The organism is Cupriavidus sp. 01L45, assembly GCF_056399885.1.
On record NZ_JBFTSG010000021.1, the window covers coordinates 103021 to 116315 of the forward strand.

The following is a 13295-nucleotide window of genomic DNA, read 5'->3' on the forward strand; positions in this document are numbered from 1 at the left end:
AGTTCGCTTTCGAAATTCGACGGATTTCATCGGCCCACGGGCGTTGGGGGTTGGGAGTTTCCCTAGCTTCAAAGTCGGGCCGGATGCCTGTATTCCTCTGCGGCTGCCGATTTCGCCATTGCGGTGGCGCGCGCTGACTTTTCCGCTTTTCAAGGGGGCCCTGCCCTCGCCTAAACCATGCGAATCCTGCTTGTTGAAGACAATGTGATGCTGGCCAATGCGCTGGTCGAAGCGCTGACCCAGGCCGGCTTCGCCGTCGACTGCATGCACGACGGGCGGGCCGCCGATCACCTGCTGGCGACGCAGGACTACGCGCTGCTCATCCTCGACCTTGACCTGCCCAAGCTCGATGGGCTCGAGGTGCTGCGGCGCCTGCGACAACGGCGCAATGCCTTGCCCGTACTGATCCTGACCGCGCACGGATCCGTCGAGGACCGGGTAAAGGGGCTCAATCTCGGCGCCGACGACTACCTGTCCAAGCCGTTCGACCTGTCCGAGCTGGAAGCCCGCGCCCGCGCGCTGATACGCCGCAGCCACGGGCACGAGAGCACGCAATTGCAATGCGGCACGCTGTGCTATGACGGGATCAGCCGCGCGTTTACGCTGAACGGCGAAACGCTGGCACTGACCGGGCGGGAGCGCGCGGTGCTCGAAGTGTTGATGCTGCGCGACGGACGCGCCGTCAACAAGGAGGCCATGTCGGAGAAAATCTTCGGCATCGACGAGTCGGTCAACCCCGATGCCATCGAGATCTACGTGCACCGCCTGCGCAAGAAGCTGGATGGCAGCGGCGTGGCCATCGTCACCCTGCGCGGGCTGGGCTACCTGCTCGATGCGGGCGCCCAGGCTGGCGCGGCCCTGCCCGCCGCGCGATGAAAGTACCGAGCCTGCGCCTGCAGCTGTCGCTCTGGCTGCTGCTGCCGTTGCTGATGTTGCTGGCGCTCGACGCATGGATGACTTACCACCGCGCCATGGATGCCGCCCACGTGGCATTCGACCGCACGCTGGAAGCCTCGCTCAAGTCGATGCGCGAAGGCATCCGCCTGCATGAAGGCCGCTTCGCCATCGACGTGCCCTACCTGGCGCTGGAGATTTTCGAGTCCGAGGCCGGCAGCCGCATCTATTACGTGATTCGCGATGAAAAAGGGGCCACGCTGACCGGCTACGACGACCTCCGGATGCCTGCCGCGCCCAAGCCCCAGCTCTACAAGACCGTTTTCTACGATGCCCGCTTCCGGGGAGAGCCGGTGCGCATGGCGGCCCAGCCACTGCCGGTGCGCGACACGCCGTCGGGACAGACGCGGCTGGTCTGGGTACTGATCGGCGAGACCATCGAGCCGCGCCAGATGCTGGCGCGCGAGATCCTGACCGGTTCGCTGCAGCAGGAACTGGTGCTGGTGACGCTGGCACTGGGTATCGTCTGGCTTGGCGTGCGGCGCGGCCTGCGGCCGCTGCACCGGCTCAGCGGCACGGTGGCCGCGCGCGGCGCCGATGACCTGGCGCCGCTGGAACATCGGCACCTGCCCGCCGAGATGCAACCGCTGGTCGAGGCCATCAACCAATATGTCGCGCGCCTGCACCGCATGCTGCTCGCGCGCAAGCGCTTCTTTGCCGACGCGGCCCACCAGTTGAAGACCCCGCTGGCGATCATGCAGGCACAGTCCGAGCTCGCGCTGCGCGAGCACGATGGCGAACGCATTCGCCGCCACCTGCGTCCGCTGCACGATACCGTGCGCCAGGCGGCCAGAGGCGTACAACAATTGCTGTCGCTATCGCGCCTGGAACCGGACAGCGGCTATGCGCCGGCACTGCAGCCCCTGCGCCTCGACCTGCTCGCCAGGGACGCTGCGCTCGAATGGACAGCGGTGGCGCGCGCCGGCCGGGTCGACCTGGGCTTCGAGGCCCAGGCGCCGGTACACGCGATGGGACAGGCAGAACTGCTGCAGGAGCTGGTCGGCAACCTGATAGACAACGCGATCCGCTATGCCGGCCATGGCGCGCAGGTGACGGTCCACGTGGCCGCGCGGGGAAAACAGCCGTTGCTGCAGGTGATCGACAACGGTCCCGGCGTTGCAGACGAGGAGCGCGACAAGGTATTCCGGCGTTTCTATCGTGGCGAATCCACCCAGGCGCAGCAAGGCAGCGGCCTTGGCCTGCCGATCGTGCGCGAGATTGCACGCACCCATGGCGCCACGGTAACGCTCGAGCAAACGCCGGGTGGCGGCCTGACGGTCAGCGTACGCTTTGCGCCGGTGGCGGCTGCGAGTGCCGCCACCTGACCCGCATCGCGTTGCCTTCGACGGTGCCGCTAAGGCGGGCAATTGGTCGGCACGGCAAGCTCCTGGCGAAAAGGATCGACCTTCAGGCTGGGGTCCTTCGCGCGCAGGCAGTAGGTTCCCGCTGCGCCCCGCACTCGCGCGGTGCGATTCACACCCGCCTGCCCTTCGCCGAGATCCGCGCCCGGTGCCGCGGCAGCAATGCCCGCGGCAAGCCGGCGCGCGGGCGACGCCACCGCATCCGAGGCTGCGCGCTCGAAGCTCGCCCCGCCCCGCTGCCTGCTGCGGGCGATATTGTCCAGTGCGGCGCCGGGGACTGGCGGCGCGTCGCCGGAGGCAGGCGGTTCCAGCCGCAACATGGGTACCGTGGCGGCACCGGAGGGTGCCGCACGCGTAGGGTGCGCAGAGACCGTTGCCGCGGCAGGCGGCTGCACGGGCTGCTCAGCCCGTGCGGCGGGGCGCGCTCCGACTGCAGGCTGGCCACGCGTGGTCGCGGCAAGTGGCGCGTGTGCTGGCATGACAGGGATTGGCGGCGCCGCGGAAGGCATGACGGTGACCCATTGCAAGGCCTTCGCGCCGGCTTCGTCCCGCCGCTGCGGTTCGGAAAGCAACTGCCGGGCAGGCCAGGGCACCGGCGCCAACACCAGGACATGCGCCGCCAGCACCAGTGCGGCCACGATCAGGCGCTGGCTGCGGGCGCCGCGGCCGGCAGTCGGTATCGGGTACGTCAATGGCATCGGTGGCTTGCCTGCGCGTCCCGGCGCCTCGGCGCTGGAACGCGCAGCATGTCTCGGGCAATGGAAATCAGGTCCCGATTCTAGGTGAAAATAATTGTCTTAAACACAAAACATTACGCCCGACAATTGCGCCCTACCCCCGTCGACAGTGCCAGATGAAGCGGCACCAGGGCAGGCTACGCAATTACCTCGCAAAATAAAAACGGCCGGAGGAAAGTCATCCTCCGGCCGCTCCTATTGCCACGCGCGATCGCCGCCGCGCCATGCCGATGCCAGTCTTACAAGCGCTCGGTCTCCCCGCTACGCGGTTGCCACTTCATCAATCGCTTCTCCACGATGCCCACCAGCGTGTCGAGCACCAGCGCCGCCGCGGTCAGCACCACGATGCCGGCGAACACGGTGTTGATGTCGAAAGTGCCTTCGGCCTGCAGGATCAGGTAACCCACGCCCCGCGCCGAGCCCAGGTATTCGCCCACCACCGCGCCCACGAAAGCCAGGCCAACCGAGGTATGCAGCGAGGAGAAGACCCAGCTGGTCGCGCTCGGCAGGTAGACATGGCGCAGCAGCTGTTTCTGGTTTGCGCCCAGCATGCGCACATTGGCCAGCACCACCGGGCTGACTTCCTTGACGCCCTGGTAGACGTTGAAGAACACGATAAAGAACACCAGCGTCACCGCCAGCGCCACCTTGGACCAGATGCCCAGACCGAACCACACGGCGAAGATCGGCGCCAGAATCACACGCGGCATCGAGTTCATGGCCTTGATGTAGGGATCGAGGATGGCGGACGTCAGCGGGCTGAGCGCCAGCCACAGGCCAACGCCGAGCCCCGCCGCCGTGCCGATGCCGAAAGCCAGCAGCGTCTCGATCAGGGTCACGCCGAGGTGGATATAAATATCGCGCTCGACCACGAACCAGTTCCAGATACGCTGGGCCACCATCAGCGGTTCGCCGAAGAAGAAGGCAACTTGTTGCGAGCGCGTGGCGATATGCCAGGCGCCGAGGATCACCACGAGGACGAGCAACTGCCAGAATCGCAGCATGCCCTTGGAGTCGGGACGGAAAGCCATGGGAATCGGAGTTCGAATTTAAATCAGACAGGATTGAGTGGGAAGCGGGCGGGCCGGGCCATCGTGGCGACCGGCGCGCTCGCGGAGTTCGTTGCGCGCTATGCGCCGCGCGAAGTGACGGTAGTCAACTCACGCAACCTTGCGCTGCTGCGCATAGCCCTTGAGGACTTCCTCGCGCAGCACATCCCAGATCGCGGCGTGCAGTTCGACAAAACGCGGGTGATTGCGTATCTCGGCGACATCGCGCGGACGCGGCAGGTCGATGGCGAATTCGCCGATCGGGTGCGTGCCCGGCCCCGCCGACAGCACCACCACGCGATCGCTCATGGCGATGGCCTCATCGAGATCGTGGGTGATGAACAGGACCGCCTTGCGCTTGGCCGCCCACAGGTCGAGCACTTCGTTTTCCATCAGCTGACGGGTCTGGATGTCGAGCGCGGAGAACGGTTCATCCATCAGGATGATGTCCGGATCGAGCACCAGGGTCTGGGCCAGGCTGACGCGCTTGCGCATGCCACCCGAGAGCTGGTGCGGATAGCGGTCGCCAAAACCGCCCAGGCCAACGCGGCGCAGCCAGGCCTCGCCCTCTTGCTCTGCCTGGGCGCGCGCCATGCCGCGGAATTCCAGCCCGGCGATCACGTTGTCGAGTGCGCTGCGCCAAGGCATCAGGGCCTCGGCCTGGAACATGTAGCCGGCGCGGGTGTTGATGCCCCGCAGCGGCTCGCCGAACACGCGCACCTCGCCAATCGAGGGCTGCAGCAAACCCGCCCCCACATTAAGCAAGGTGGACTTGCCGCAGCCGGTCGGCCCCACCACGGAGACGAATTCACCCGGCTGGATATCCAGGGTGACATCCTTGACGGCGGTATAGCGCTGGCTGCGGTCTTCGCGCGAGACGAAGGTGCAGGTGACGTTGTCGAGGGAAAGTGCGGCAGTGCTCATGGCAGGCTCTTGGCGGATACGGTGCTGAATAACGCTGACTGCGCGAACGGTGCGAACGGTGCGAACCGTGCAAGCGATACGGACAGCGCAGTACCGCGTGACAGGAATAACGTGGAAGGCAAGTTCAAGGCGGCGTGCCCGATGCCATGGCCGGCATCGGCGCTTGCCAATGCAAAGGCCCGCTGCACGCAGCGGGCCGCCGGCACCCTGGGCGCGGGCGATGCCTTATTTGTACTTGGCGTTTGCCTTCTGCACGAAGCTGTTGGTGAAGGTGTTTTCCAGCTTGATGGTCTTGCCCTTCAGGTCCGGATCGAACTGTTGCAGCGCGCTCAGCGCGGTCTTGGGGCCGTCGGCGGGCATGCTGCCGTCCGGCGAGATGGCTTCCTTGACCTTTTCCCAGGCAGCCAGGTAGAGCGCGCGGTCGCCCAGCAGGTAGCTTTCAGGCACGGTCTTGACGATGTCCGACGGACCGGCCTTCTGCAGCCACTTGAGCGCGCGCACCATGGCGTTGGTGAGCGCCTGCGTGGTGTTCGGGTTCTGCTGGATAAACGCCACCGATGCATACAGGCAGCCCGACGGCATATTGCCGCCGAACACGGCCTGGGTGTCCTTCAGCGTGCGGGTATCCGAGGCGATGCGGACTTCGTTCTTCTGGGTCAGCATCGACACCACCGGATCGAGGTTGGCCATCGCGTCGATCTGGCCGGAGCGCATTGCCGCCACCGCGCCGGCGCTGGCGCCGACACCGATGAAGGAAACGTCCGACGCCTTCAGCCCTGCCTTGGCCAGAACGAAGTTGGCCATCATATTGGTCGACGAACCCGGCGCGGTCACGCCGATCTTCTTGCCCTTCAGGTCGGCCACCGACTTGAAGTCGGGCATGGTCTTGTTGGAAACCATCAGCACGATCTGCGGGGCACGGCCCTGCAGCACGAACTCCTGGTACTGCTGGCCCTTGGCCTGCAGGTTGATGGTGTGCTCGTAGGCGCCGGAAACCACGTCGGCGCTGCCGCCCACCACCGCCTGCAATGCCTTGGCACCGCCGGCGAAGTCGACGATCTCGACGTCGAGGCCTTCATCCTTGAAGTAGCCAAGGCGCTCGGCGATGGTCAGCGGCAGGTAGTAGAACAGGTTCTTGCCACCCACGGCGATGGTGATCTTGGCCTTCTCGGGCTTGCCTTGCGCCTGGGCGTAGCCACCGAACGTGAACCAACCCGCAAGGAACAGCGCCAGCGCGAGCAGCGCCTGCTTCCAGAACTTCTTGTTATACATTTTTCTCTCTCCTACCTGTTGTACCCGGCTGCCGGCCGGCGGCATGCACCGTTGCGTGCCATCCGCCGACGCCAGCCGCCGATCTCGCGCTCATGCGTGCCACGGCGTGCCACGGATTCCGTGGTGCCGCGAAGCGGCAAGTTGCGATGCTAGCCGATGCCGCGCCGGGTCGCATCGGGATCAACACCTACAGTGCGGCTCCGCATGGCGGCATGCGGGGCACTAACAATACAGGTCGTGCCTTTCGACCGCCTTACTGACCGGCTTTACTCGATGGCCTTGCGGAATCGCCCTGACGGCCAGCCCGACGCGCGCCTCATTCCGCGTGGATATCGGCCGACTTGATGACCTTGCCCCAGCGCGCCAGTTCGTTGCGCTGATACGTGGCGAGCTGCTGCGGCCCCATGAACTTCGCCTCGGCGCCGAGTTCTTCGGCCTTCTTGCGGAAGGCCTCGGTCTGCATGATGCGTTCGATCTCGCCCGCGAGCTTGTCGAGGACCGGCTTGGGCGTGCCGGCCGGCGCGTACATGGCGAACCACGAAGACACGTCGAGGTCGGGGTACCCGGCTTCCGGCGCGGACGGCACGTCCTTCAGGCTGGGCAGGCGCTGCTTGCTGGTCACCACCAGCGGGCGCAGCTTGCCGCCCTGGATATGGCCCATCAACGGCGGCGGCGTGGTGATGGTGAGATCGACCGAGCCGCCAAGCAGGTCGGTCATGGCCGGGCCGGTGCCTTTGTATGGAACATGGGTGATCTGGATGCCGGCCATCTGGTTCAGCAACTCGGTGGAAACGTGCTGCAGCGAGCCGTTCCCCGACGACGCGTAGTTGAGCTTGTTGGGATTGGCCTTGGCATACGCCACCAGTTCCTTGAGCGTCTTGACCGGCAGGCTCGGGCGCACCACCAGCACTTGCGGCGCCGACAGAAGGTTGGCGACCGGCGCGAAGTCCTTCACCGGGTCCCACGAGGTCTTCGTCAGCAGCGGCGTGATGACCTGGAAGCCAGAGTACTGCACCAGCAGCGTATAGCCGTCCGGCTTGGCACGCGCCACGGTCTGCGCGGCAATGCCGCCTGAACCACCGGGCCGGTTGTCCACCACCACCGGCTGGCCGAGGGCCTTGGACAGCGGCTCGGAGATCATCCGTGCGGCCAGGTCGGTGGTGCCGCCGGCGGCGGCGGAGACCACCAGCGTGACAGGCCGGTTCGGATAGCTGCTGTCCTGGGCCCAGGCGGAAGTACCCGCCAGGCTGGCGGCTGCCAGCGCCACGGCGGCGAGTGTCTTGCGGCGCGCCGGCGATACGGACAGGGAAGAATGCGGACGTGCGTTGGCAAATGCCGGGATGCGAGGCATGGAGCGTCTCCTGCTTGGTGCTTGTTGATCTTGGTCTTTTACAGCGCCCGCGCCAGCCCTCGCCGCGCGGTGCGCAACCGTTCTTCGGGATTCGGTATGGCCGTGCGGCGTCAGTGCTGCCCGCCGAAATGTTCGGCCAGCCAGGCCGGCGGCTGATGCGTGCGCAGGCGCGGCCCCGCGCGCAGCAACTGACTGGCGGTGTCGCGCTGGACCAGCGCCGGCAGCCCGGCCACCACATCGAGCAGGYGCCCCAGGTCCACTCCGGTATCCACGCCCATTGCCGCGAACATGTGCACCAGCTCTTCGGTGCTGACATTGCCGCTTGCACCCGGCGCGAACGGGCAGCCGCCCAGGCCGCCCGCGGCGGCGTCGAAACGCGTCACCCCCGTTTGCCAGGCGGCCAGCGCGTTCGCCAGGCCCATGCCGCGGGTGTTATGCAGGTGAATGGTCAGGCCGGCTTGCGGCAGGCCTTGCTGGAAGCGCTCGCACAGCGAGGCGACCTGGCTGGGATAGGCCATGCCGGTGGTATCGCACAGCGTGATGCCGGCCGCGCCGGCGCTGGCGAAGGATTCGGCCAGCGCCATCACGGCATCGGGATCCACCTCGCCTTCGAAGGGACAGCCGAACACCGTGGACAGCGAAACATTGACCGGCACGCCAGCCGCGTTGGCGGCCTCGGTCATCGCCAGCAACTGGGCTTGCGACTGGACACGCGTCATACGCAGGTTGGCGCGGTTATGGGTCTCGCTGGCGGACATCACCAGGTTGAGCTCATCGGGCCGGCACGACAGCGCACGCTCCAGGCCGCGCAGGTTGGGCACCAGCGCGGTATAGCGCACGCCCGCGGCGCGCGCCATGCGATGCATCACGGCCTCGGCGTCGGCCAGCGCCGGGATAGCCTTCGCCGATGTGAAGGACGTGGCCTCGATGCGGGCGAAGCCGCAGGCCGACAAGGCGTCCAGGAATGCGACCTTGGCGTCGGTGGGCACCACCACCGGTTCGATCTGCAGGCCATCGCGGGGCGCCACTTCGTTGATCTCGATGCGGCCCGGTCCGCGCAGGCGGGTGGAAATGGCGGCGCTCATGCGACCACTCCGCGCGCGCGCAGCTCGGCGATGGTGGCGGCGTCGAAACCGGCGGCCTCCAGCACGCTATCGGTGTGCTCCCCCAGCGTAGGGGCGCGATCGTGAATGGCGCCGGGGCTTGCCGAGAGCTTCGGCATGATGCCCGGCACCTCGACCGTCAGGCCGCTGGCCGCAGTCACGCTTTCGATCACGCCGCGCGCGCGGTAGTGCGGATCTTCCGAGATGTCCTTGACGGTGTAGATGCGGCCCGATGGCACTTCGGCCTGCTTGAGCACCGCCAGCGCGTCTTCCACGCCTTGTGTCCGTGTCCACGCCGTGATCGCCGCATCGATCTCGTCGACACGGCTGACGCGGCCGTCGTTGCGCGCGAGCGCCGGATCTTCAGCCAGGTCGGCGCGGCCGATGGCATGCATCAGCCGCTTGAAGATGGCGTCGCCGTTGGCCGCCACCAGCACGTATTCACCGCTGGCGCAGGGATAGGCGTTGGACGGCGCGATGCCCGGCAACGCGCCGCCGGCCGGCTGGCGCACCGCGCCGAAGGCCGAGTATTCCGGCAACAGGCTCTCGCTCAGGTTGAACAGCGACTCGTACAGCGCGACATCGATCACCTGCCCTTCGCCGCCGCGCGCATCGCGCTCATACAGCGCCAGCAGCACGCCCAGCGCGCCATGCAGGCCGGCAATGGTGTCGCCCAGCGACAGGCCCGCGCGCACCGGGGCACGCCCCGGCTCGCCGGTGAGATAGCGCAGGCCGCCCATGGCCTCGGCTACCGCCGCAAAACCGGGCTCGTCCCTCTTCGGGCCGGTCTGGCCATAGCCGGACACGCGCACCATGATCAGTCCGGGGTTCTCCGCGCGGAGCGCCTCGTAGCCCAGGCCCCATTTTTCCATGGTGCCCGGACGGAAATTCTCGATCAGCACGTCGGCCTCGGCCGCCAGCTTGCGCACCACCTCCTGGCCCTCGGGATTGCGCAGGTCAATGCAGATCGACTGCTTGTTGCGCGACTGCGCTTCCCACCAGACCGAGGTGTCCTCGTAGAGCATGCGCCATTTGCGCAGGGGATCGCCCTGCCCCGGCGGCTCCACCTTGACCACGTGGGCGCCGAAATCGGCAAGGGTCTTGGCGGCGAAGGGGCCGGCTATCAGTTGCCCGAGTTCCAGGACCCGGATGCCTTCGAGGATCTGTCGCGCCATGATGGGGGTGTCTCCGTGCGATGTCGCAATGTCGATTGGGGCTGGCGTGTGGCCGTTGCCGGCACCACGCCTTGTTTCGACGCAGTGTGCCCCAGCCGCGCGGCTGGCGGAATCGGCATTCGGAGAAGCGGGCTTTCTCGGAACGCGAAAGCCCTCGGGGGTTCAGAATGGCGCGCGGTCGCCGCAGAGGTGGGTAATGAGCAGCCGCGCCGACACCGTCAGGCCAGCCGGATCGCGCATGCCGATGAGCAGGGAACGGCGCGCCCAGGCGTCCTGCAACCCCACCAGCGACAAGCCCATCGACTGCACATGCGGCTCGGCCGCGATGCGCGGCAGCACGCCCACGCCCAGCCCCGCCATCACCATGCGGCACATGGCGTCAAAGCTGCGTACCTGGATGCGCAGGCGGAACGGCCGGTCCAGCCGGCTGCTTTCCTCCAGCAGGCGGGCCGCCAGCGAAGTAACCTGCGGCAAGCTGACGAAATCGTATTCGAGGGTGTCCGCATAGCGCACCGGCCCGCGCTCGGAGAGCGGATGGCCTGGCGGTGTCACCAGCACCAGTTCGTCCTGCCGGTACTCCACCGTGACCAGGCCCGCGCTGGGCGTGCGGTCGGCAAAGATGCCCACATCCGCCCGGTTCTCCACCAGGGCGGCGACGATCTCGCTGCTGTTCTGCTCCTCGAGCTCGATACGGATGGTGGGATGCAGCGCCATGAAGGTCGCCAGGTCGTCGGGCAGGAACTGCGTGATGGCCGACGTATTGGCGCAGACGCGCACCTGGCCGCGCACGCCACTGGCATAGTCCGACATCACGCCAGCCATGCGCTCCACGTCCTGCAGGATGGTCAGCGCGTGATGGAAGCATGCCTGACCGGCCTCGGTCAGCTGCACGCCGGCCGCGTGGCGGAAGAACAGCGGCGCCCCGACCGCGGTCTCCAGATCCGAGATGCGCTTGCTGGCCGCCGCCACCGCCAGGTGGGACTGGCGCGCACCGGCGGAGATACTGCCCTGGCGCGCCACGGCGACGAACAGGCCGAGCGTGACGAGGTCGAAGCGGGCGAGATTCATGCGGTTGCGTTCAAGCGCACGGCCGGATACAGGGCGAGGCAGTCCGGCACGGCTAGACCGAGCGCCGGTCCATCACCGCGCGGGCGATGGTGCCGGCATCCACGTATTCGAGTTCGCCACCCACCGGCACGCCGCGCGCCAGGCGCGACACCTTGAGCCCGCGCGCCTTCAGCATCTCGCCGACATAGTGCGCGGTGGCCTCGCCTTCGCTGGTGAAATTGGTGGCGACGATCACCTCCGACACGGGTCCGCCCATGGCGGGATCCGTGGCGCGCGCCAGCAGCCGGTCCAGGTGGATCTCGCGCGGGCCGATGCCGTCGAGTGGCGAGAGCCGGCCCATCAGCACGAAATACTGGCCACGATAGGTCAGCGTCTGCTCGATCATGATCTGGTCGGACGGGGTTTCCAYCACGCACAGCAGCGAGGCATCGCGCCGTTCGTCCAGGCAGGTCGAGCAGATTTCCTGCTCGGTGAAGGTATTGCAGCGCGAGCAATGCTTGATGCCATCGGCCGCGCCGCGCAACGCGTCACCCAGCTTGCGGGCGCCCTCTCGGTCGTGCTGCAGCAGGTGGTAAGCCATGCGCTGGGCCGATTTCGGGCCTACGCCGGGCAACACCCGCAACGCCTCGATCAGCGCCTGCAGCGAGGTCGGGGGGGCGCCTTTCACGCTGCGTCTCCCAGGGCCGGCGCCGTCATGCTCACCACCGGCGTGTGATGCAGTACGGTGGGGAACGGCTCGTAGAAATGATGCAACAGGGCTTTCCATTGCTGGTATTGAAGCGAACCGCGAAATCCCACGGTGTGGTCTTTCAGCGTGCGCCAGCGTACCGTCAGCAGGTAAGCGGACGGTTGTTCGATGCCGCGATGCAACTCAAGCCCGAGGAAACCCGGCATGCCCGCGATGATATGGCGCGCCTGCCCGAAGGCCGCCTCGAAGGCGGCTTCCTGGCCCGGGCGCACCGGCAACACTGCGGATTCGAGAATCATGCGCGAGCTCCGTAACTGGCTCAGAACGGCAACTTGAAGCCCGGCGGCAGCGGCAGGCCGGAAGTCATCGAACCCATCTTTTCCTGCGAAGTGGCTTCGGCCTTGCGCACGGCGTCGTTGAAGGCAGCCGCGACCAGGTCTTCCAGCAGTTCCTTGTCCTCGCCCTCGGCGAGCAGGCTGGGGTCGATGGACACGCGCTTGACGTCGTTCTTGCAGGTCATGGTCACCTTGACCAGGCCGGCGCCGGACTGGCCCTCGACCTCGATCAGCGCGAGCTGCTCCTGCATCTTCTTCATGTTTTCCTGCATCTGCTGGGCTTGCTTCATCAGCCCGGCCAGTTGGCCCTTCATCATGGAATGCTCCTGATTAGCGATTGGATAGAAGTTACGGGCCGCCGCGCGTCATGGGCGCCGGCGGCCTTGCAAAAATAAGCGGCGCTCAGGCGGCGCGCGGCTGGATCGATCCTTCCAGGATCGTGCCGCCGAACTCGCGCAGCAAACCCTGCACGAAAGGATCCCCTGCGATCGTGGCTTCGGCCTCGCGCTGGCGCTCGGCACGGGCCCGGGCATCCGCGGCTGCGGCGGTATCGGCCACCGCGCCAATTTCGCACTGCACCCGCACGTCGACGCCGAGATGCTCGGCCAGCGTCTGTTGCAGGCGTTCGACGACGCCAGCCTCGGTAATCGGTGCCACCGGCGCGCGCAAGTGGAAAGTACGGCCTACCACCTGTACCAGTTCGCTCTGGTAGGCAAGCTGCTGCGCCAGGCCCTTGAGGGGCAGGCTGGCAGCCAGCTCCGGCCAGGCGCCGGTAAAGGCCGGCGGCGAGCCATCCTCGCCTGCCACCGGCGGTTTCGGCGGCGTGATCCGCACGGGCTCGGCGGGTTCGGCCGGCGCGGCCTGGACCGGTGCGCGGGCAACCGGCGCGGGCCGCGTGGCGGTTTCGCTGCGCGGCGCGGGCTGGCGCGCCGGCATCGGTTCGGGATCGCTGTCATACGGCCCGATCATGGGCAGGTCCGGCGGGAGGTCCTCCCACGGCGGTACGTCGCTGCTGCCCGCGTTTTCCCACGGCGGCACGTCATTGCCCGGGCCGGCGTCATTGGCTTCCATGGCGGCCGGCCGTGACGGCGGCGCTTCCCGGCGCGCGGGCGTTGTTGCAGCCGGAGCGGGTGCCGCCGGCCGTGACACTGTCGCAGGCGGACCAGGCGGACGCAAAGGCTGGGCCGAGGGCTGGCGCGCAGCCGGCGGTGGCGCCGGCGCGGCGGCAGGCGGCGGCAGGCGCGAGCCGCCTCCGCCACGCGCGGCGGAGGCCTGGCG

General features: G+C 67.3%; 14 protein-coding genes. 2 read left to right on the plus strand and 12 right to left on the minus strand.

Going from position 1 to position 13295, the window contains the following annotated elements:
- The first annotated feature begins 177 nt into the window (after positions 1 to 177).
- Together AC1DT6_RS16625 and AC1DT6_RS16630 are read left to right on the plus strand one after the other, a co-directional pair.
- Complete coding sequence (locus AC1DT6_RS16625; RefSeq protein WP_441632024.1) at positions 178 to 876, plus strand: response regulator; 699 nt, start codon at positions 178 to 180, stop codon at positions 874 to 876.
- Positions 873 to 2279 (plus strand): sensor histidine kinase, encoded by a 1407-nt coding sequence (locus AC1DT6_RS16630; RefSeq protein WP_441632022.1) that lies wholly within the window; start codon positions 873 to 875, stop codon positions 2277 to 2279. Before AC1DT6_RS16625 ends, AC1DT6_RS16630 begins: the two co-directional genes overlap by 4 nt.
- 29 nt (positions 2280 to 2308) lie before the next feature.
- On the opposite strand, the gene AC1DT6_RS16635 is transcribed toward AC1DT6_RS16630, so the two are convergent.
- From AC1DT6_RS16635 to AC1DT6_RS16690, 12 genes are all read right to left on the minus strand, one after another.
- Positions 2309 to 3013, minus strand: coding sequence for a hypothetical protein (locus AC1DT6_RS16635; protein WP_441632020.1), 705 nt, complete (start codon positions 3011 to 3013; stop codon positions 2309 to 2311).
- Positions 3014 to 3291: 278 nt separating this feature from the next.
- Positions 3292 to 4083: an ABC transporter permease gene (locus AC1DT6_RS16640; protein WP_441632018.1), complete on the minus strand. Its 792-nt coding sequence runs from the start codon at positions 4081 to 4083 to the stop codon at positions 3292 to 3294.
- Between the two features lie 129 nt (positions 4084 to 4212).
- Positions 4213 to 5025, minus strand: a complete 813-nt coding sequence (locus AC1DT6_RS16645) for an ABC transporter ATP-binding protein (RefSeq protein WP_035874817.1) — start codon at positions 5023 to 5025, stop codon at positions 4213 to 4215.
- 225 nt (positions 5026 to 5250) lie between these two features.
- Complete coding sequence (locus AC1DT6_RS16650) at positions 5251 to 6297, minus strand: ABC transporter substrate-binding protein (RefSeq protein ID WP_441632016.1); 1047 nt, start codon at positions 6295 to 6297, stop codon at positions 5251 to 5253.
- A gap of 316 nt (positions 6298 to 6613) precedes the next feature.
- Positions 6614 to 7648 carry a Bug family tripartite tricarboxylate transporter substrate binding protein gene (locus AC1DT6_RS16655; protein ID WP_441632014.1) on the minus strand — a complete coding sequence of 345 codons (1035 nt, stop codon included), beginning with the start codon at positions 7646 to 7648 and terminating at the stop codon, positions 6614 to 6616.
- A 110-nt stretch (positions 7649 to 7758) separates the two neighbouring features.
- Complete coding sequence (locus tag AC1DT6_RS16660) at positions 7759 to 8733, minus strand: hydroxymethylglutaryl-CoA lyase (RefSeq protein ID WP_477114789.1); 975 nt, start codon at positions 8731 to 8733, stop codon at positions 7759 to 7761.
- The gene (locus tag AC1DT6_RS16665) at positions 8730 to 9926 is read right to left on the minus strand and encodes a CaiB/BaiF CoA transferase family protein (protein ID WP_441632010.1); all 1197 of its coding nucleotides are present in this window, start codon (positions 9924 to 9926) and stop codon (positions 8730 to 8732) included. The genes AC1DT6_RS16660 and AC1DT6_RS16665 overlap by 4 nt, the downstream gene beginning before the upstream one ends.
- Positions 9927 to 10088: 162 nt before the next feature.
- Complete coding sequence (locus AC1DT6_RS16670; protein WP_035874805.1) at positions 10089 to 10994, minus strand: LysR family transcriptional regulator; 906 nt, start codon at positions 10992 to 10994, stop codon at positions 10089 to 10091.
- Positions 10995 to 11046: 52 nt separating this feature from the next.
- On the minus strand, positions 11047 to 11661 hold the full coding sequence (gene recR, locus AC1DT6_RS16675) for a recombination mediator RecR (RefSeq protein WP_477114790.1): 615 nt from the start codon (positions 11659 to 11661) through the stop codon (positions 11047 to 11049).
- The gene (locus tag AC1DT6_RS16680; protein WP_441632007.1) at positions 11658 to 11981 is read right to left on the minus strand and encodes an antibiotic biosynthesis monooxygenase family protein; all 324 of its coding nucleotides are present in this window, start codon (positions 11979 to 11981) and stop codon (positions 11658 to 11660) included. Before AC1DT6_RS16680 ends, recR begins: the two co-directional genes overlap by 4 nt.
- A 20-nt stretch (positions 11982 to 12001) precedes the next feature.
- Positions 12002 to 12334, minus strand: coding sequence for a YbaB/EbfC family nucleoid-associated protein (locus AC1DT6_RS16685; RefSeq protein ID WP_035874797.1), 333 nt, complete (start codon positions 12332 to 12334; stop codon positions 12002 to 12004).
- Positions 12335 to 12419: 85 nt separating this feature from the next.
- Positions 12420 to 13088 (minus strand): DNA polymerase III subunit gamma/tau C-terminal domain-containing protein, encoded by a 669-nt coding sequence (locus tag AC1DT6_RS16690; protein ID WP_441632005.1) that lies wholly within the window; start codon positions 13086 to 13088, stop codon positions 12420 to 12422.
- Positions 13089 to 13295 lie beyond the last annotated feature (207 nt).